The sequence below is a fragment of the Paraburkholderia dipogonis genome, from assembly GCF_046027395.1.
GTDB lineage: Bacteria > Pseudomonadota > Gammaproteobacteria > Burkholderiales > Burkholderiaceae > Paraburkholderia > Paraburkholderia dipogonis_A.
Map to the genome: position 1 here is coordinate 78,362 of NZ_JAQQEG010000036.1, position 19,658 is coordinate 98,019.

At 58.8% G+C, this 19,658-nt stretch carries 11 protein-coding genes and 4 pseudogenes; 10 read left to right on the forward strand and 5 right to left on the reverse strand.

Translation table 11 applies throughout. The features are described 5' to 3' along the window. The first annotated feature begins 58 nt into the window (after positions 1 to 58). Together PQR32_RS31035 and PQR32_RS31040 are read left to right on the forward strand one after the other, a co-directional pair. Positions 59 to 1,591 carry an LPD7 domain-containing protein gene (locus PQR32_RS31035; protein ID WP_408236141.1) on the forward strand — a complete coding sequence of 511 codons (1,533 nt, stop codon included), beginning with the start codon at positions 59 to 61 and terminating at the stop codon, positions 1,589 to 1,591. A gap of 543 nt (positions 1,592 to 2,134) precedes the next feature. Beyond that, positions 2,135 to 3,148: a relaxase/mobilization nuclease domain-containing protein gene (locus tag PQR32_RS31040; protein ID WP_408236144.1), complete on the forward strand. Its 1,014-nt coding sequence runs from the start codon at positions 2,135 to 2,137 to the stop codon at positions 3,146 to 3,148. A 180-nt stretch (positions 3,149 to 3,328) separates the two neighbouring features. Here the strand turns inward: PQR32_RS31040 and PQR32_RS31045 are convergent, their stop codons facing one another. Beyond that, complete coding sequence (locus PQR32_RS31045) at positions 3,329 to 3,757, reverse strand: hypothetical protein (RefSeq protein ID WP_408236147.1); 429 nt, start codon at positions 3,755 to 3,757, stop codon at positions 3,329 to 3,331. A 1,036-nt stretch (positions 3,758 to 4,793) separates the two neighbouring features. Here PQR32_RS31045 and PQR32_RS31050 point away from each other — a divergent pair. Beyond that, a pseudogene (locus tag PQR32_RS31050) lies at positions 4,794 to 5,836 on the forward strand (IS3 family transposase); the annotation flags it as partial. A 469-nt stretch (positions 5,837 to 6,305) separates the two neighbouring features. Here the strand turns inward: PQR32_RS31050 and PQR32_RS31055 are convergent. Beyond that, positions 6,306 to 6,617 (reverse strand): DUF4148 domain-containing protein, encoded by a 312-nt coding sequence (locus tag PQR32_RS31055; protein ID WP_408236150.1) that lies wholly within the window; start codon positions 6,615 to 6,617, stop codon positions 6,306 to 6,308. Between the two features lie 393 nt (positions 6,618 to 7,010). Here PQR32_RS31055 and PQR32_RS31060 point away from each other — a divergent pair, with 393 nt between their 5' ends. From PQR32_RS31060 to PQR32_RS31070, 3 genes and pseudogenes are all read left to right on the forward strand, one after another. Beyond that, positions 7,011 to 8,186, forward strand: a complete 1,176-nt coding sequence (locus PQR32_RS31060; RefSeq protein ID WP_408236153.1) for a porin — start codon at positions 7,011 to 7,013, stop codon at positions 8,184 to 8,186. A gap of 426 nt (positions 8,187 to 8,612) precedes the next feature. Next, positions 8,613 to 9,249: pseudogene (locus tag PQR32_RS31065) on the forward strand (IS6 family transposase). 81 nt (positions 9,250 to 9,330) lie between these two features. Next, positions 9,331 to 9,756, forward strand: a pseudogene (locus PQR32_RS31070) (methyl-accepting chemotaxis protein); the annotation flags it as partial. A gap of 121 nt (positions 9,757 to 9,877) precedes the next feature. Here PQR32_RS31070 and PQR32_RS31075 read toward each other — a convergent pair. Beyond that, complete coding sequence (locus PQR32_RS31075; protein WP_408236156.1) at positions 9,878 to 11,551, reverse strand: FAD-dependent oxidoreductase; 1,674 nt, start codon at positions 11,549 to 11,551, stop codon at positions 9,878 to 9,880. A 388-nt stretch (positions 11,552 to 11,939) separates the two neighbouring features. On the opposite strand from PQR32_RS31075, the gene PQR32_RS31080 reads away from it, so the two are divergent. The 4 genes and pseudogenes from PQR32_RS31080 to PQR32_RS31095 form a co-directional block, all read left to right on the forward strand. Continuing rightward, positions 11,940 to 12,842 carry an aspartyl/asparaginyl beta-hydroxylase domain-containing protein gene (locus PQR32_RS31080; RefSeq protein WP_408236159.1) on the forward strand — a complete coding sequence of 301 codons (903 nt, stop codon included), beginning with the start codon at positions 11,940 to 11,942 and terminating at the stop codon, positions 12,840 to 12,842. A gap of 641 nt (positions 12,843 to 13,483) precedes the next feature. Further along, on the forward strand, positions 13,484 to 15,532 hold the full coding sequence (locus PQR32_RS31085; RefSeq protein WP_408236162.1) for an FUSC family protein: 2,049 nt from the start codon (positions 13,484 to 13,486) through the stop codon (positions 15,530 to 15,532). 517 nt (positions 15,533 to 16,049) lie between these two features. After that, on the forward strand, positions 16,050 to 16,220 hold the full coding sequence (locus PQR32_RS31090; protein WP_408236165.1) for a hypothetical protein: 171 nt from the start codon (positions 16,050 to 16,052) through the stop codon (positions 16,218 to 16,220). Positions 16,221 to 16,307: 87 nt separating this feature from the next. Continuing rightward, positions 16,308 to 16,444 (forward strand): annotated as a pseudogene (locus tag PQR32_RS31095) (transposase); the annotation flags it as partial. Between the two features lie 1,439 nt (positions 16,445 to 17,883). Here PQR32_RS31095 and PQR32_RS31100 read toward each other — a convergent pair. Beyond that, complete coding sequence (locus tag PQR32_RS31100) at positions 17,884 to 19,332, reverse strand: bifunctional 2-methylcitrate dehydratase/aconitate hydratase (RefSeq protein ID WP_408236168.1); 1,449 nt, start codon at positions 19,330 to 19,332, stop codon at positions 17,884 to 17,886. A 200-nt stretch (positions 19,333 to 19,532) separates the two neighbouring features. Further along, on the reverse strand, positions 19,533 to 19,658 hold a 126-nt coding region (locus tag PQR32_RS31105), incomplete at its 5' end, for a citrate/2-methylcitrate synthase (protein WP_408236177.1).

The window sequence follows — 19,658 nt, forward strand, 5'->3', positions numbered from 1 at the left end:
GCATCGCGGTCGCGGTGTTCATTTGCAAAACCTGCCCTGAACAGTATGAGGTTGCATCATGTCACGCATGTCTTCGGCCCAGTATTCTGATCCGGTTATCAATGTGATCGAGGAGGATGTGCCGGGCGTGAGTAGCGCGGCAGCTCCATCAGGAGGTAATGACTGTGATGACAGGCTGAACTCGGCCGCATTGGATGCGGTGTCGGCGCGGCGTCGGCGAGAGTTCGATGCGGCTCGGACGAGACTGCGCGATCAGGCGATTCGCGACGACGCTGAGGCACTGCGGCCGCCTGGCGAACGATCGGTCGCCGATGTGCTGCAGCACCATAGCGTCACGGGCCGCGTGCCTGTCGACCAGCCACCGGAGCGTGTCCGCAAACGGTATCTGCGCGCGGGCAACCAGTATTTCCTGAAGGAGGCACCGTATCAGCTCGCTTTCGAGGATCTGGGGCCGTACCTCGTCACCGAGCACAACCGGCCGGACGTGGTGGAGTCGATGGTCGATATGGCGCATGCCAAATCGTGGCAACGCATCCGCGTTTCGGGGCACGAGGTGTTCCGTAGCGAGGTGTGGCTGCAGGCCACGCTGCTCGGGATGGAGGTGCGCGGCTACGAGCCAAAGGCTGCGGATCTGGCTCGCCTCGCCGACGCCCGGCAGGCGCGGCTGAACAATCGCATTGAAGCAGGTCTGAAGCTAGAGCCAACAGCTATCGCTGGTTCGGGAAGGAGCACAGATGAACATTATGCAGCGTCACCATCGCCGCAGGCGCGTGCGCGAGCCGCTTCGAATGACGCATCTCCTGCTGGGCCTACGCACAAGGAGAGCCCAACCCCGCCGCCTGTTCCGGACAGCCAGAATAGTGCGAATGACGATCCGGACGCGCCACGGCGGTACGTCGGAGAACTGCGCGAGCATGGAGGCGCGCCTTATCAGCACAACCCCGCGCGCAGCGACTCGTATTACGTGGTATTCCGCGACGAGGCTGGCGTCGATCACGTGTTGTGGGGCGTGGATCTCGAGCGTGCTGTTCTTGAATCGCTGGCCACGATCGGGCAGCAGGTGACGCTCGAAAACTTGGGCAAGCGACTCGTGACTGTCAAGGTGCCGATTCTGGATGGCGATGGCGCCGTGGTGGGCGAGGAAGAGAAAGACGTGCACCGGAATACGTGGCAGGTCGATGTTGTGCGGCGTGGACGGGCGGCTTCTCAAACTACGTCGCGAGCCGAAACGCCATCAGGTGATGCCGCTCAACCTTATGCCGACGAGCGTCTACAGCCTGTCGCAGAGCCTGTGCCGCAGCGTGGTCGTGGCGCACAGCGGGGGGATGACGAGCGCGGGCTGCACCTGGCTGTCCTGACCGCTGCGATGCGGGAACAGGGCTTTAGCGAACGTTCCATTTCCCGTGTGCAGCAGCGCGCCGCACGCATACTGGACGCTTTCGGGAAGGAGGATATCCCGCTGCCGCCGCCGAAGGTATTCGATGCAAACGCGCCTTCGGGCCGCGATCGTCGGATGCGCGTGGCGGCTGAGCGTGTGCCCGCTCGGGAAGTCGAACGGGCGCCGGCCGGACCGTCAATGCCAGCACGTTAGGGTGTGCCGTGAGAGTCCGTGAGCGCATATGTGTCGAGCTGGGCGCAGTGAGGCCATGCTGGGATGCCTGGTGCGCGCGCCGTGGTGTGTCGGCTGGCGAGGGCGTGCGGCAGTTGATTGCTGCCGCGGTCAACGCAGGGCCCGGCGATCGACCTGTTGCGATCGAATCTGCACTCGCCGAGCCGATAGTCGGGGAGTCGCTCAGTCGGATCGAAATCCGGTTGACCGTCGCAGAGCGGGACGCCGTCGAGTTGCGCGCCGCAACGTGGGGCCTGAACCGCAATCGGTGGGTCGTGGCCCTAATCCGCGCGCAGCTGACACGGGAGCCGCAGTTGGGAGCGCGGGAACTGCTTTCGCTGTCGGCTTCGAACCAGCAGCTTGCTGTCATTAGCCGGTCGTTAGGGCAGCTTGCGCGTGGCGGTGGAGCGGGACTTACGTGCCGGGAGCAGGTTGACTTTGTGGGCATCCGGGAACAAATTGACGCGCATCTGCGTGCTGTCGCGGGTGTGATTCGCGCGAATCTCGACCGATGGAGCCGATAGCATGCCGTATCCAAAAATCTACGTCGACGCGATGCTCCTGAACTGGGGTGATCGACTATTTAACGAGCCGTTCAGGCATGCGAGGGCGTCTCGGCTTTCACGAGCGGGAGTTCGGGACCAGGCCGCGCGCATGCGCGGCCAACTGGCCCGAACTTTGAGGCGTACCCCGGAGGTGATGGTCAAGATCACCAACAAGGCGTCTAGTGCGCAGGGAATAGGGGCTCTACGCCGGCATCTTCGTTACATCTCGCGTAACGGTCAGGTTGATCTGGAAGATCAGAACGGCGACAAAATCTCCGGCGTCGATGCACTACGTGATCTCACGAAAACCTGGCAGTTCGGTGGATGGGGCATACCGGACACCAGCACTCGCCGCGAAGTATTCAATATCCTTCTATCGATGCCACCGGGAACGAACCGGCAGGCCGTGCGCGATGCGGCGCGTGATTTTGCGGCACTTGAGTTTGGCGACGGACGCGCGTACGTCTTTGCAGCGCACGATGATGAGGCTCATCCGCATGTGCATTTGAGTGTGCAAGTGCGGAGACCGGACGGGCACCGGTTGAATCCACGTCACAAGGACCTTCAGAGGTGGCGTGAGTACTTTGCAGAGCAACTTCGGGCGCATGGTGTTGAGGCGAACGCCACCTCTCGGCGAACCCGCGGCGTCACACAACGGTATCCCAAACCTGCAGTCGTGCACATGATGGAGCGTGGCGAGACGCCGGGTTTCTGGCGAGCCGTCCCGACCGACGCGCAACGCGAGACGGGTTGGATTGCACAAGGCGGGGTGTTTTCCGCATGGCGTGCGATGGCCTTTGCGATGGCGGGATCCAGTGCGCGGGAGGATCGTGAACTGGCGGTTGATATGGCTTATTTCGTGGGTGCCATGCCGGTACACGGGGACAAGCTTGCGGCGGAACGAGAGCGAATTACCGGACCGGCGCGGCCGGACCACAGGGCACGGGGAGGAGATTGTCGTTCGAACGATGTCGGGCCGGATGCGGAACGCTGAGGTGAGATGATGATGGACATCCGGTGTACGGTCGTAGGCGCAGACAGCGCCGCTTCGCATAAAGAACTGATCCTCTTCGGCTGCAAGGGTCAGATGACCCGCAGGTATTGTTCCAATGTGTGGTGCGTGGAGGGCGGGACGGCGCGATAAAGCGCACTGGTGCGGAAGGCTAACCGTCACTTAGCGATCGACGAGCCACGCCGGCCCAGCTTTGAAGGATGCGAAAAGCACAATTGCCATAGCAATCAGCAGGAGCGGGAGGCTATAGAGTGCCACGGGGAAGAACAACGCCAACTGCAATGCCGAACCGCCTAGACCGTGGACAAGGTCCGTTTCACGGATGTTTTCATAGACCATCCAGACAATGGGGACGAAGCTCAAAACGACGAGAACGAATCCATTATTAATGGAAGCATGATCGCGTACGTCACTTGCATAGCAATAAAATCCCAGCCCCATGAGGTTGATCGCGAGTGCCGCCAACGAGAATGCGCGAAGCGTGAAAAAGCGATGTCCAAAACGGCGACGGCAGTGGCGGCTGAATAACTGGATACATTTCACAAGGCCAATCAGGGCGCCTACGGTAGTGACACATTTCAGGATTTCCACTACCTCACTCCTCGATCGTTGAACTGTGGAGATATGCGGACGGCTGCCGATGAAGGGCGTGATTCGATGCACGCTGCCCTTGCGTTGCCTTTATCCAATATAGACGCTCGGGTTGGCTGCGACAAAGGCAGTTTGTATCAGTCGCGAAGACGATGGGGCATTGCAAAACGCGGCTGGAGGCTGTCTGAGTGTCGCTATCGACGTACAGCCTTGTCTCTACCAAGCGGTCACGGTGCGCTCGCTCATGAGCGGACCGGGAAAACAGTGACGCGGAAACAATTGTGCGGATGTGACATCGGTTTTTCGGCTTCGCGCTGATCCAGACGATTAAGAGCCGTGAGAGGCGACGGGCGCCAGCCGTAAGATCTCCGCAGGAGTGGCTCGGGCCATATGGGTTGCGGTGAAAATGCGGATTATCACCGCTCAGATACGCCTTTAAACGCAACCCTGATACGTGGAGTTATCAGGATTAGAACCGGTCGTTGACGTTTGACGGAGCGACCGTCGACGGCCTAAGGCGAGCCATCGGCATCGCGCCGAAGGCCGGGTTCAAGCGCCGGTGCCATTCGTAGCCGAAAAGAGGGCGCATCGTTGGTCGATCCTTTCCCGAAAAAACGAAGGGGTCGATAGTTTTAGTTATTTGGAATTGAAGTCGTGCTACGGTAGGTCAATGCATAGGCGTAGGGCATGGAAAGCGCGAATTCGCGTAGGGTTATCCACCGGGCTGCCGCCCGCTTTTCTATAGCGAGAGGCGAGCAGCCCGGTGGATAACCCGGGGCGTAGGCGATTTCGCTTGTTGCACGTTGTCCGTTACTGGGCGATCGACAACACGCTTCCGGGGAGAACGATTCATGGGTGCAGACAGCGCTTTGGTCGAACCGGATTGGGGGCGATACCCGCTGATCGCTTCAAACTGTTACGCACGCCGGTGGATAGATAGTTGCTCATCGCTCGGCCTGGCAAGAAATACAATAACGGCATACTGAGGTTGACCCGCAAAAACGGACATCTATCCTTTGGAGAAGGAGGTGCCGAAATGGGCAAGCATCGTACCCCGTACCCGGCGGAATTTCGGGCGCAAATGGTCGACCTGGTGAAGGCCGGACGCAGGCCGGAGGAACTGGAAAAGGAGTTCGAGCCGACTGAAGTCCGGCAACTGAAGATGGAGCGCGACATCCTCTCTCACGCGGCAGCCTGGTTCGCGAGGGAGACGGGATCCATTCCACCGAAGGGCGGTACGGATTCATGAAAGCGAACCGGGCCCGCTGGCCCATTGCGATGATGGCACGGCTGCTCGGCGTCTCGACGAGCGGCTATTACACGTGGCTGGTGCGAGAGCCCGCGATGCGCACACGTAGCGATGCGCAACTGCTCGCGCACATCCGCACACTACATGCGAGCTCGCGCGGCACGTATGGGGCACCGCGTATCCATGCGCAGCTCGCGCGCGAAGGCGTACACGTGGGTCGCAAGCGGGTGGCGCGTCTCATGCGTATGGCGGGTCTGTGCGGGGCAAGCCGGCGGCGCTGGCCGCGCACCACACGGCCACGCGCAGGCGCCCGGCGTGCGCCTGATCTGGTGCGCCGGCACTTCAGTGCCGAGGCGACAAACGTGCTGTGGGTCGCAGATGCGACCTATGTACCCACGGGTGAAGGATTCCTCTATCTGGCGGTCGTGCTGGATGTGTTCAGCCGTCGCATCGTCGGCTGGGCGATGTCAAACCATCTGTACACCGAACTGATGTTACGCGCGCTGGACATGGCGTTGCAGCAACGACGCCATGAAGGTGTGATTCTACATTCCGACCAGGGCTGCCAATATACATCCATTGCCTTTGGACGGCGCTGCCGCGAAGCAGGCGTACAGCCATCGATGGGCACGGCCGGCGATGCTTACGACAACGCGATGTGCGAGTCGTTCTTCGGCACACTCGAAGCCGAACTGCTCTGTCGTGAACACTTCGCGACCCACGAACAGGCACGGCGGCGCCTCTTCTCGTTTCTGGAGAGCTGGTACAACATACGCCGCCTGCATAGCAGCATCGGCTACTGTTCGCCGCTCGAGTTCGAAAACCTGCATGCGCAAGATCAAAGCTTATCGCCGCGCGGGTTGTCCACCGCCGGGCAGCGTCGTGGTCGTGACAGGAGACCCGCCGCCCGGCCGTGGACAACCCGCGATTCAACCTTATCGGGAGGCGCCGCACCGCATTAGACTCAACTGCAAATCTATCCGTCGAACCGGGTCAACTTCAGAGTTGCCTCCCCCAGATTTCGTCCACTCCCAAAATTAACGATCTCCAACAACATACGCGCGCCGGGGGCGTCGATCGAGAATGCGAAAAAGCGCCAGACAGTGAAGGTCCGGCAAGCCCAGCGGGACTGGCGCCCGCTGGAAGGGGTTTGATACGAAACTGGCCCGCTACCGGGCATTGCCGCGATAGCGAGCCAGTTCTTTAAATACGGGCCCGCAAGGGATGCCGCGCGCTCAGATGACGGTGCTTAATGACTGCATGCGTTCTGCATCTGGCTCGCTTTCGGCAATCAATGCATTAGGGATGGCTGTACATCGCGTTCCAGTCCGCCTTTGACACCGCCGGGCGTCCTGCTACCGACGAACCATTCACCACACCGCCGTAACCATTTGCCGCGCCGTTCTGCGCCGCAACCTTGGCTTCAGCAGCCTGGATTTCAGCCGGATAGGTCGCATCGTTACGTGCTGCCGGGTCATAGCCAGCCTTTTCGAGTTGAACCAGTTCAGCGCGAACCTGCGCACGGGTCACCGGCCGGCTCGATTGGGCGAACACGGCAACCGGCGCTGCAAGGGCAGCGACAACGACGACAGCTTGAATAAGGGACTTCATGGTACTTACCTCCAGATTCTGTTTTGTCCTGCTACGAACACCTTGTTCGTAACCATGACTACAGTTTAGGTAAGCGGACGCTTAAGATTAAGCCCGATGTCAGGAATGGATTGTTGCAATATATAGGGTAAACCCTTGGTAAGCATGGAGGACGTGGCCAAAAATCCACCTTCGAGAGGTGGGCGTAATCCATCTCCCGGGGAAACAGGAAGGAAATACGCTGGCCGAACGGGCTGGGTTCGTACATACCTGTCCCGACACCGCAAATAAACAACACTCCGTAACTGGTATCTGTGCCTCCACGAAATGACAGGCTACGCTTCCGTTCACGGTCGTATTGTTCGCGCGTTGAAAAATTTTCCCAGTCGGCTCACCATTTACTGAGGATTACTAATGAACAAAATACTTATTTCCACCGCCGCTAGCGCACTTTTCGCTGTCGCGGCGTCGTCGGCATTTGCGCAGAGCTCGGTCACGCTGTACGGCATCGTCGATGAAGCCATCCGGTATCAGACGAATGCTGGCCCGGGCGGCAACGACCAGGTCGCCATGACGTCCGGCCCGGAAACCCACAGCCGCTGGGGCTTGCGGGGCAGTGAGGATCTGGGGGACGGCTGGTCCGCAGTCTTCCGCCTTGAAAACGGCTTCGAAGCTTTTAATGGGCAACTACACGTCCCTGGCACCCTGTTCAGTCGGCAAGCTTTCGTGGGTCTGTCGAACAAAACGTGGGGCTCGGTGACCTTTGGCAGGCAATATGCGCCGGCCTACGACACCTTGGGCGATATCTTCGACCCGCTGACCGTTGGCAACTATTGGCAAAACAGCTGGATGTATAACGGCATCGGCCCTTGCCTTGAAGTCAACAACTCGGTCAAGTACAAGGGCAGCTTCGATGGCCTGGATGTCGATGCCCTTTACGGCTTTGGCAACCAGCCGGGCGCGGTCGGTCTCGGCGCCACCTATGCCGTGGAACTGACGTACACGTACGGCCCTGCCATGTTCGACGCAGGCTTCCAGCAGGTCTCCGTTCCGACATCTGCGACTGGCTCTTCGGTTGGCACCAGTGTCGGCAGCTCAATCAATGGCGCCAAGACCAACTTTCTGCACATCAGCGGCGCGTTTCAGGTCACCCACGACATCCGCCTCCTGGCCGGCTGGCTGCGAGGGCAGGACCACACTGGTTTGACTGACAGCTACATGCAGCAATCTGGCGCGCCGACACTGAAGGGTGGCAGCCCCAACCGTATCGACGACACCTATTACGTCGGTGCGAACTGGCACGCCATGCCTGCGCTGCTATTTACGTTCGCCTACTACTACGGGCAGACGCGCAATGCTGAACTGCTCGACGGCACGCTCGGGAGGGGGGTGAACCAGTCGGCCACCGTTCTCGCCGAATACTCGTTCACGAAGCGCACGGAAGTCTACGGGATCACGGACTTCGCGCGCGGCACAGGCGCCTTCTCCGCCGACTACCCCGGCGGGGTCAACGGCGAGGGCGTTCCGACCAACACCATTGGCCGGACCAATCAGGTAGGCGTGGCAATCGGACTTCGCACGATGTTCTAAAGACTCGTTCGTACCCTCCGACGCGGACCCGCGTCGGGTGCACGGGCCAGCGCAACAGCGTCAGCTCACGCGCCCTTTCTGGATGAGGCGAGTTTCCCGCTCCATGCTTTCAACGGTATCTGTTGCGACCCTCGCTATACGACGATGCCACTGGCGTGAGAGCCGGTACACTAAGGGTTCGACCACTCCGTTTGTCTAGTACCAGGCGTGTGGCGCTCCGACGGTCCGCTGTCGAGTGCGTAGCTGACGTTCGACCGTCCATGCGCAGGCCATGGTGAAGCGCTCTAGATGGCCGAACTGGTTCTGTCGCAACAAGACGGTCTGATATGCCGACGTCATGAAAGCAGAGGCGACAGGGACGATGATCAACGGGATGAATGCAGGGCTCGGGCGGGTGCTCAAGCGCTGCATTATCCGCTGGACGCGATGCTGCTGTGCGTGCGCTGGTACGTGGCTTATCCGCTGAGCCTGCGAAATCTCGAAGATATGATGTCGGAGCGCGGCATTTCGGTCGACCATTCAACCGTGCACCGATGGGCGGTGAAGTTGCTGCCAGTGATGGAGAAGCTCTTTCGGCGACGCAAGCGCCCGGTGGGCAAGAGCTGGCGCATGGACGAAACGTATATCAGGATCAATGGCCAGTGGCGATACCTCAACCGGGCCGTGGATAAGGACGGCGCCACCGTCGATTTCCTATTGCGAGCCTAGCGGGACAGGGTTGCGGCACGGCGGCACTTTGAGAAGACAATCAGACACAACGGCGAGCCCGGGACGGTAACCATCGACAAAGGCGGAGCCAACCTGGCGGCGCTCGAGAGCATCAACGCCGGCCAGGAGCAGCCCATCAAGGTTCGTCAGGCGAAGTACCTGAACAATATTCGTGGAGCAGGATCATCGGGCGATCAAACGGCGAACCCGACCCATGAAGGGCTTCAAGGATTTCCGATGTGCTCGCATTCTGCTCGACGGCATAGAGTTGATGCACATGATCGACAAGGGGCAAACGCGGACCGACGGTTCGAACAAGACGCCTGCCGACCAATTTTACTCGCTTGCCAAATAAGGATTCCTATTTGATAAGGATTGCCTTTCCCCACCACGCCTTATCGCGACAAAACCCTGACCGCGGCCGTTCAGGCCCCCGAAGGCGGGTGCAGAGGGGCGCGGCTTTGCAGTTGTTGCGGGTGAAGTGCGGACGCTCGCGCAGCGGCGCGCGGCCGGGGCCAAAGAAATTAAGCTCCCATCGAAAAATCGGTCGGTCACGTCGCGACCGGCTCAACTCTTGTAAGTGACGCGCGGCAAACCATCGGCGACGTTGTACAGGCGGTAAACGCGTCACGGATTTGATGGCCTAGATTACTGCGTCAACCGGCGAGCAGCAGATTGGCATCGAGCAGGTCAATCAGGCAATCAGCCAGATGGACCAAGTGACCCAGCAGAACGCCGCTTTGATCGAAGAAGCTTCTACTGCCGCTCAATCGCCGCGCAATCGCTGGTCTTGCGTGAACGGGTATCGGTATTCAAGCTTGAGAGCGGCGTCAAACCGGCAATCGGTCCGGCAGCAAATTAATTCTGCATCGGCCAGTCCCGCTTGTGCGAGCGCAGTTTCGTGACGCTGCATTATGATATCGGGCGGTTCCTAGCTATCGAACGCCAATGCATCTGAAGCCCAAGAATATCGCACTGCTGCGTCAGCGAGTACGGGCAAGGTATTGATGGACGGCCTGAATTGCTGCTGCTCCTTCGCCGACCGCGGCAGCGACCCGTTTGGTTGAACCGCTCCGCACGTCGCCTACTGCAAAGATGCCTGGGCGGCTGGTCTCGAGAAAGTGCGGTGGTCGGTCTGAACTCCACTTGCTGCCCGTATCTGCGCCGGTCAGTACAAAACCATCCTTGTCCAGGGCGACACAGTCGCCGAGCCACGCCGTACTGGGCTGTGCGCCGAGAAACAGAAAGACATGTCGGATTGACATCTGCTCGAGATGCCCCAGCCGGTCCCAGACGATCGACTCCAATCTCGATTCGCCGCGCAACTCGACAAGCTGCGTCTTCGTGTGCAGCGTGATGTTCGCAGCAGCATTGATCCGGCGAATAAGATAGTCGGACATGCTTGCGCTAAGCCCGTCCGCGCGAATCACGATGTGCACTTGTCGAACGAACCTGGAAAGAAATACCGCAGCTTGCCCAGCGGAATTTCCGCCACCGACGATGATCAGCTCTTCGTTGGTGCAAAAAGCGACCTCCATGAATGTGGCGCTGTAGTAAACGCCGCGCCCTTCGTACTGTTCAAGTCGCTCGATTGACGGCTTCCGATAGCGTGCGCCGCTGGCAATGACAACAGCTCGAGCGTGCACGCATTCGTCATAGTCCAGTCCAAGGCGGAAATATGACGCGTCTTCGCAGTCGATTTGCAGCGCTTCGATGGGAACACCGACTTCGGCGCCGAACTTGCGACATTGAGAAAGGCCCCGCCCGGCCAACGCCGGTCCCGATATGCCTGTCGGAAATCCAAAGTAATTTTCAATTTTGGAACTCGTGCCCGCCTGGCCGCCAGGCGCTTTGGCATCAAGCACTGCGACTCGCAATCCCTCTGATGCCGCATACACGGCGGCCGCTAGACCCGCGGGTCCCGCCCCCACCACTACCAGGTCAAAGTGTTGACCATTCAACCTGTCGGGGCTCAGGCCGATTGCATCTGCGACAGCTCGGTTGCTTGGCTGCTTGAGAACATTGCCCTGAGAAGTGACAACGACCGGTATATCAGCCGCAGTCAGACCGTAGCGAGTTAAGAGATCTTCAGCCTCGGCGTGCTGCACGATGTCGAAGTAGGCCGAAGGTTGGCCGTTGCGGCTGAGGAAGTGGCGAAGGTGCAGCGTGTGGAAGGAGGCTGAACCCCCGATCACCATCAAGGCTGCATGCTGGTCTTCTATGAAGGCGACCCTGCGCAGGATAAAGGCACGCATGATCGTTTCACTCAACTCCGCTTCAGCGACGACTAGCGCGCGGAGCGAGTCTTCGTCGATGACGATAACCTCACAGTCTGTGGCGGCACGAGTCGTAGCGGCAGCGGCTCGGCCAGCGAGCGTGCCAACTTCTCCGGTGAAACTTCCCGGGACGTGACTGCCGAGCAAGACTGGACCGTGCACCGACGCTCTCGATCCTTCGAGCGTTCCCGACACAACGGCAAACATTGGGACGTGCCGCTCGCCCTCCGAGTAGAGAATATCGCCTGCCTTGAGCTTGCGTCGTTCGCCGTAACGCTCCAGGATTGCCATCTGGCTGTCATCCAGCCTCGGATAAACCTGATGATAGCGACTGCCGCCTGCAGAAAGGTCGTTGGAATTGCCTGCCGAGTCCTTGGTCATGACGCACCCGATGTAGTTGGCACTGGTCCTGATCGCTGAATTGGCGACCTTCGCCTCCTCTAGGAGATTGCGAACTTCAGAAGGTATGTTACCCGCGGGCGTGCTTTTGTGACTTATTCATGCTCTGTAAGGCACGAAAGCACTGGTACTGCGATCTATCCACGCCTCGGTGGGCATCGGGTCACCGCAATCTACGCCAGCAGGCGGCCAGTTTCCGCCGGACGACGCGACTGCCTTTATCGTTCAATCGATACCCACTTCGGCCTGCACGGTCATGCCACGCACAGCACTACTTCCTGCTTGTTGGGCGCATGCCGGAGACGACAGTAAATTGTGGGCGATCGTATAATTCATGGCATCGCAAAAAACTGGAGAGGAGTTTTGAGCGATGCGCTGGATTATCCTCGTACTATTGATGCTGTGTGCAATTCTTACCCATCGGCGCGGACGGGTTCGACATGGCAGCTTTTTCAGGCAGCTTACCGACCACTCTACCTTCACAGCTCCACTTAACTGGTTTGCGTATCTGTTCTCCTCCGTGCCCAACACGCCATACCTTTCGCCGCAACAATTTCCGGATTTGGCGATGATAAAGAGAGAATGGCGCGTGTTTCGGGAGGAGGCACTTGCTTTGACAGAAGCAAGCCGCATTCGCGCGGCCGATGGGTATAACGACATCGGGTTCAACTCGTTCTTCCGCACCGGGTGGAAGCGCTTTTATCTGAAGTGGTATGACAATCCGCATCCGTCAGCGGAGGCCCTCTGTCCGCGCACAGTCGAAATCCTGCGGCGCCTTCCGTCCGTTAAGGCGGCGATGTTTGCGATGCTGCCAGCCGGCGGCACACTGAATCCGCATCGTGATCCATTCGCCGGTTCATTGCGTTATCACCTTGGCCTGGTCACGCCGAACGACGATCGCTGTGCCATCGTCGTCGACGGAATCCCATACTCCTGGCGAGACGGGGAGGATGTGGTATTCGACGAGACCTATCTACACCATGCCGCCAACCGCACGGAGCAGGATCGCATTATTCTCTTTTGCGACATTGAGAGGCCAATGAAATTCGCTTGGGCACAGGCGATCATCGGGATGATTGGCGGTCTTTTGCTACGCGCGGCGGCGTTCCCGAATGATCCAGGCGATCGGACGGGTGGCCTCAATCGTGTATTCCGCTATATTTATTCGGTGCGGCTGGCCGGGAAGCGGCAGAAGGCTTGGAATCGAACCGCCTATTACGTCATAAAGTGGTGTCTGTTTGCAGCGATCGCGATAGCCATCGTCTGGCACTGATGTGTTTTTGGGTAAGATTCGTATTCGAACGGTTGCTTGAGAGCAAGTTGTGAGACCGCTGAGGGCGTACTGAGCCAACCGAGTCCGGCAGAGGTCGGTCGATTATCGTCGCCCGCCCTCCCACAAATCCGTCACTCAAACGGCCGGTGTGCCCGCGAGACCTGCCGGGTATCCGATGGAAGCATTTCTTGAGGTTTGTCCGACACCTGCCCATGTCCGCGGATTCTGTACGCGCGATGGCGCGTGCGGACAGGCGTTGAATAAGCCCAAGAACTATTGGCCCAACAAGCACGCTTGAATGGACAAGCCACCCCTCCTATCTGCCGCCGGACTCACGATGGTGTGCCCGGCGACAGTGGGTCGACGTCCGCCCTGGCTTTGACCGCAACGACCCGGCCAGCTAAATGGATTTGTTACGAGTACGCCACTTGCCAGTCATCATTTGTTGCTTTTCCTGAGCACCAGTTGAAAGTCGGTCGGATAGGTCCGCCCCCTTGACGACAAACGCGTGTTATTTTCATTGGCTTGATCATTTCCGACAGGAAAAGTGCAGATCTTTTCGGTTTGCTGCACACTATCGACGGTTGTCACCTTTGCCAGTGTTGTTTACGAACAACAACTACATACCTAGGCAATTGTTTATGACCTTACCTTCATTGCGCGACTGGATCTTTTCTTTAAAAACATTCATCGCTGCGATGACTGCGCTGTACATCGCGTTCTATTTCGATTTGCCACGGCCCTATTGGGCTTTGGCGTCCGTTTACATCGTCTCAAATCCGTTTGTCGGCGCAACACGCTCAAAGGCCCTTTACCGTGTATTGGGCACGCTTCTCGGCGCCGTTGCCGCTGTCGCGCTCGTCCCACCGTTTGCGGAAACCCCGTATTTGCTCAGCGCGGTGATCGCATTGTGGACCGCCGTCTTTGTTTACGTTTCAATTTCGACGCGGACCGCGCGCAGTTATGTATTTCTGCTCGCCAGCTATTCCCTGTCGGTGATCGCTTTGCCTGCATTGGCCGACCCACTGAGCATCTTCGACGTTGCCGTGGCACGCACCGAGGAAATAACGCTCGGCATCGTATGCGCCAATATCATCGGAAGTGTTATCTTGCCGAGCCGGCTCGCGCCGACATTGATCGAACGAACAGATTCTTGGTTCCAGCAGGCTGTGCTCTACGCCACGGTGTCTCTATCAGGTCAAACTGCAGGAAATGCTGTCTCCGGTGGTCGACAGAAGATGGCGGCCACCGTAAGAGGTTTCGAATTGTTACTGAGTCAGTTGGCTTACGATCACGTAAGCCCAGAAATGCTCGCGCGCAGCGAAGAGCTTCATACCCGAATGGAACTCATGCTGCCAATCATGTCGGCGCTTGCTGACACGCTCGAGGCGGCACTGAGCGCCCGGGTTGGGTCAGACACTGACTTCGTTGGGCTCCTGAGCGATATCGCCCAGTGGATGAACCGGCCCCTTTCTGACAATGCCGAGGTGGAGGCATCGCACTTACGTGCCCGCATTGCGCAGATGGAGCCGACTAACAGTGAAATGTCAATTTGGCAGGGCGCGGTGTTATCGGCCGCGCTTTGGCGCATGCGACAACTCGTGGACCTTTGGGGCGACTGCAGGACGCTGCGTTATATCATTGTCCATGAGGCCGGTAGCTGGCGCCCACGATTTCGACACTGGCGGCTCGGCACCAAGCACAGCTATCTCGATCACGGGTTGGCGTGGTTTTCGGCAAGTTCGGCCGGTGCCGTCATCTTCATTTCTTCTTGCCTATGGATCGCCTCGGGCTGGGCTGACGGCGCCGCAGCGGTGTCTCTCGGCGCTATTGGGTCCTGTTTTTTCGCGGCCCTTGACGAGCCTGTCCCCATGATGCTCACCTTCCTAAGATGCTCTGCTCTGGGCGTAGGGATATCAGCCTTCTATCTGTTCGTGGTGTTACCGATTGGGCAGGATTTCGCCGTGCTTGTGATTTTTTTCGCCGCTGTCTTCGTTCCTCTCGGGCTGTTGATGGCGCGCCCGAAATGGGCGTTGGTATCGACTCTCGTGGCGTTGACGACCGCGACGTTTCTCGGGATCGGCGACGCCTACGACGCCAACTTTCTGACGTTTACCAACGGCAACCTCGCTGGTCTTGCGGGGGTGATTTTTGCGTCGATATTAACAGGCGTGATACGTCCGTTCGGTACAAGCGCCGCGATCGGGAGACTGACGCGTTCGACTTGGCGAGACGTTATCCTCAGTGGTGCAGGGTTGACGGACGCCCAGCAACGCGATCTGGGTGCGCGCATGCTTGACCGGTTGATGCAGCTTATTCCTCGAGTCCAGCCGAGCGATGCTGACAAGCACGCCGCGACGGCGAGCTTGCGTGACATGCGTATTGCGCTCAACATGCTGGACCTCCGCCGACTTGCGGGAAAGTTGACGCGCGAGGCATCGATTGCGCTGGATCGGGTACTCGAGCGAGTTGGGCTGCACTATCAGCAATGCTTGGAGTCCGGAGACCGGCAACAAGTACATGACGATCTTGCAGTCGAGATAGACACTGCCGTTGCCCAATTCATGGCGGTTTTCGCTGCCGACTTTGTCATGCCTGGCGGCAAGCAGCGAAGGGAGGCTCTTCATGCTCTAATCGGGCTTCGATTGTCACTGTTTCCAGGCCAGAAGCCTGTCGCCACACCTGTTTGATCCGCGTGTAGTGTTATGCGGTCTTCGCCTGTTGATCGCGCGCTCAGAGCCTGAGAAGTTGACCCAACCCGACCCGCGCGGTGCTATGTGTTTGGTCCCTAGCCGCGCCGAAGGCGTCTGGTCCGGCTACGTCATTTTCCGGCAGCAAATCAGCCTCCTAGCCTTGAAGGACGCAGGGAGCACTCACTGGAAAGGGAGGGCATGACGCAACAAATTCACGGGCGTATTACTCTCCGGCGCGCGATTGTGGCGTATATAGTTCGCGATCTTCCTGGTGAACTGGTTGCATGTAAGGCCACAACTCGTTACTCGATCGTCATCTCTTTGCAACCTCATTCCGGATCATATTGATGACAAGCACTAACTCGAGTGCGGGGATAGCGCCGATGCTGCTGCTTATACAGGCGTTTTGCATCGTTGCTATTTAGAAAAGGGCGATACGGAGTTGGATGCCCTTGATAGGTATTGGTACCGTCTTTTCTTCTGTGGCGTGGGCGCTGCGTCGGCATATTATTACTTGAAATCGACTTGCTTCCCTATCACGCTGGCGTCCATAGCTCACACTCCAGTCGAGTTCGAGTTCGAGTTCGAGTTCGAGTTCGAGTTCGAGTTCGAGTTCGAGTTCGAGTTCGAGATCGAGTTCGAGATCGGAGTAGTAGTTGTTAGTTGCGCAGCCCGCGGCGTGTGAGCACCTCCTGAATCATCGGACACAGTCTCCCAATTAAATAGCGCGTAGGCATACGACTATGTTTTCACGAACAACAAGCGAGAAGCGATCGAAGTGTTGACATGCCGGAGCGCCGGCGGCGATGGTCAGCGGATGAAAAGCTGACGATAGTGCGAGAGACTTTCGAGCCGGGCAAGTCGGTCTCGATGGTTGCACGCCAGCACAGTGTGAATCGGAACCAGCTGCTGCCAACTTTGCCACCCATTGGCGAACGACCCTCCGCGCCGTTGCGAAATCCAATCAACGCATCGTTCATCTGCAGCGGTTCAACGCGAGAGCCGAAGAACTTTTACATGGAATACCAGCGTCTTCCAGATGACTCTGCTCACCAGACGGCTCGCCCCTTGGAACACTATGCTCGCCGTGCAGAGGCGGGCTGCATGATCGCATTGGAGGACTCAATCGTCGCCGACGACATCGCAACGCTGCACTTGACGCTGAGAAGCGGCCTGCTCCCCGGTGTCGCGATATCCGATGTGCTCGGGTATCCTGCCGAGCGACAGGACTCAATGGACCTACTACTCCGAATGGAGCCACTCCCAAAGGGGAAGGTAATCTAATGGCCCAGCCCGCCCCGGCATTCTGGAAGCGCTCAGCTTACTCTAGCGGACGCAAAGATGACTATCGTAGACCGACGCAAAAGTGTCAACGTGCGTCACCACGTTGACGTGGTCGAACACCCGACCATCGTCGGCCGCTGTTTGGGCAGTCTGGCCAGATGTCGAACTCGGTCTTGATCTCATACGCGGTGCCGCTTCCGTTGAGACCCACGCAACCTGCGTTGGACAAGTTGACCCAGAACTCCGTCAAAAGACTTGCCTTCTCCGGCCGATGGACGCCAAAGATCTGCTTCGGGCAATAATGTTCTTGTAGACGTACTCGTGACGGAAATGGCGAGTCAGTCGCACTTAGGCGGGCTCGAACACGTTAGATACGGGTTTGTCCGAACAATCAACACTCGCGGCTACGTCCCTCAGCAATCCACGAACAGCGCGCGAAGGCGCTGGCATCCCGAGGGACCGAAACGTGGGCCGGATAAACTCACCGGCCAACTGCCGCACGGCCTCAATCTCGCGCACAGTAACCGTCACAAACGTTCCCCGTTGTGGAGTGTACTCGCCGCCCATCCAGATTGCGCAAATTGTCGAACGGTCGACAGGTGTTTCCGGTGCAACGCAATGGCCGCGAGCGACACGCCAGGCCCCCGCCAGCAGCCGATACCTGAGCTTTGAAATCGACTCTGTAGCGACGGCGTCGACGCCTTCCAACCGGCGCTTCCTCTTCGATAGTGTTCACGAGTCCACCTATTTTAGGGGAATACGATGCCCCCCATGACCTTCAATGGAACCCAGGATAGGACGGCCGTGCGCTCACTGTGATATCGGACGGTTCTTACACAACGCTCGGTGCGCCGAGGCTTTGGCAACCGTGGGCACAGCGCTTCGTCAGGACGGGCGCTCCAATGCCGCAATGACTCGCTCGGACCACCATTGATCCCAACATTGCATCAGCGCGCCACATCCGGTCAGGCTTTTCCCTAAGCACGATTTCCAGGAGTAATACCTTGATGTGCGGCGCGATAGCGGCACTCACCATGGGTTCTTAACATTCTGACGATGTCCAATCAGATGATGTAGAGATCGACGTACTCGTTCACCGACGTCATCTCCAGCTTCTTCTGATCGAGCGACACGTCCAGGATGGCCTTTTGCTGTTTGGTCGGGAAGCGGCGCGCAAGGTTAGTCCGGAACTTCGTTTCCAGCAGCTGAATGCCTTCCTCACGGCGGCGCTTGTGGCCGATGGGGTATTCGACGACTACCTCGTCGAACTTCATGCCGTCGCTGAATTCGACCGTCAGTGCATTAGCGATCGAACGCTTCTCTGGATCGTGGTAGTCCTTCGTGAACTGCGGATCTTCGACGCAAACCATTCTTTCACGCAGCGAGTCGATGCGCGGGTCCTGCGCAACCGAATCTTCGTAGTCCGCGGCCGTTAGACGACCGTAGGTCAGCGGCACCGCAATCATGTATTGAATGCAGTGGTCGCGGTCGGCCGGATTAGAAAGCGGGCCTTTCTTGTCGATGATGCGGATCGCGGCTTCGTGCGTACGGATCGTGACCTTCGCGATGTCCTCTACGATCTTGCCGTGAGCGTGGAGTTGCGCGTGCAACGTCATCGCCGCTTCCGCTGCAGTTTGCGCGTGAAATTCGGCGGGAAACGAGATCTTGAACAGCACGTTTTCCATCACGTACGAGCCGTACGGGCGCTGGAACTTGAACGCGTTGCCCTTGAACAGCACGTCGTAGAAGCCCCAGGTCTTCGCGGTGAGCACCGACGGGTAGCCCATCTCGCCGGTCTTCGCAACCAGCGCGAGACGCACGGCGCGCGAAGTTGCGTCGCCTGCCGCCCACGATTTGCGCGAACCGGTGTTCGGTGCGTGGCGGTACGTGCGGAGCGAGTGGCCGTCGACTAACGCGAGCGACACCGCGTTGATCAGCTCGTCGCGCGTCAGGCCGATCATCTGGCCGACAACCGCGGTCGACGCAAGCTTGACGAGCAGCACGTGATCGAGCCCAACCTTGTTGAACGAGTTCTCCAGCGCGATGCAGCCCTGGATTTCATGTGCCTTGACCATGCCGACCAACACGGCCTTCATCGTCAGCGGGTTTTTGCCGGCGGCGATGGCGTTACGCGAGAGCCAATCGGCGGTCGCCAGAATGCCGCCAAGGTTGTCTGACGGATGACCCCATTCGGCGGCGAGCCACGTGTCGTTGAAGTCGAGCCAGCGGATCATCGCGCCGATATTGAACGCGGCCTGTACCGGGTCGAGCTGGAACTGGGTGCCCGGAACTTTTGCACCATTGGGGACGATCGTGCCAGGTACGATCGGTCCCAGCAGCTTGGTACAGGCCGGGTAGGTCAGTGCTTCTAGACCGCAGCCGAGCGTGTCGATCAGGCAGTTGCGCGCGGTCTCCAGCGCGAGCGCGCTGTCGACTTTGTAGTCGAGGACGTAATCGACGATATCAACGAGGACTTTATCCGGATCGGGCCGGACATTGGAAAGGTGGCTCATGGTCTGCTCCATCAAAGAAAGCGCGCGGACTTCCAGGCGGGAAGTCGGGCCGGACAACATTGCGCCTTCATCAGGGGCGCAATGCAGCAACATGCGTCGGACACAAAAATAGCCTTGGCCCGTGGGTTCAGGCGAACCAAGGCCCAACTGCATCGCGCCGCTCTCGTTGCGCGCGATGGAGGAGACAAGGCAGGTCGCGCTCAGCCACGTTTTGCAATGGGCACGAACGGCAGATCGTCAGGACCGGTGTAATTCGCGCTCGGACGGATGATCTTGTTGTCGACACGTTGCTCGATGATGTGCGCGCTCCAACCCGCCGTGCGAGC

What these genes read in the sequence shown, in the direction of transcription:
- PQR32_RS31080 (WP_408236159.1), top strand. Translation starts at nt 11,940, where the DNA reads ATGCGCTGGATTATCCTCGTACTATTGATGCTGTGTGCAATTCTTACC.
- PQR32_RS31085 (WP_408236162.1), top strand. Translation starts at nt 13,484, where the DNA reads ATGACCTTACCTTCATTGCGCGACTGGATCTTTTCTTTAAAAACATTC.
- PQR32_RS31075 (WP_408236156.1), bottom strand. Translation starts at nt 11,551, where the DNA reads ATGACCAAGGACTCGGCAGGCAATTCCAACGACCTTTCTGCAGGCGGC.
- PQR32_RS31060 (WP_408236153.1), top strand. Translation starts at nt 7,011, where the DNA reads ATGAACAAAATACTTATTTCCACCGCCGCTAGCGCACTTTTCGCTGTC.
- PQR32_RS31040 (WP_408236144.1), top strand. Translation starts at nt 2,135, where the DNA reads ATGCCGTATCCAAAAATCTACGTCGACGCGATGCTCCTGAACTGGGGT.
- PQR32_RS31100 (WP_408236168.1), bottom strand. Translation starts at nt 19,332, where the DNA reads ATGAGCCACCTTTCCAATGTCCGGCCCGATCCGGATAAAGTCCTCGTT.
- PQR32_RS31055 (WP_408236150.1), bottom strand. Translation starts at nt 6,617, where the DNA reads ATGAAGTCCCTTATTCAAGCTGTCGTCGTTGTCGCTGCCCTTGCAGCG.
- PQR32_RS31035 (WP_408236141.1), top strand. Translation starts at nt 59, where the DNA reads ATGTCACGCATGTCTTCGGCCCAGTATTCTGATCCGGTTATCAATGTG.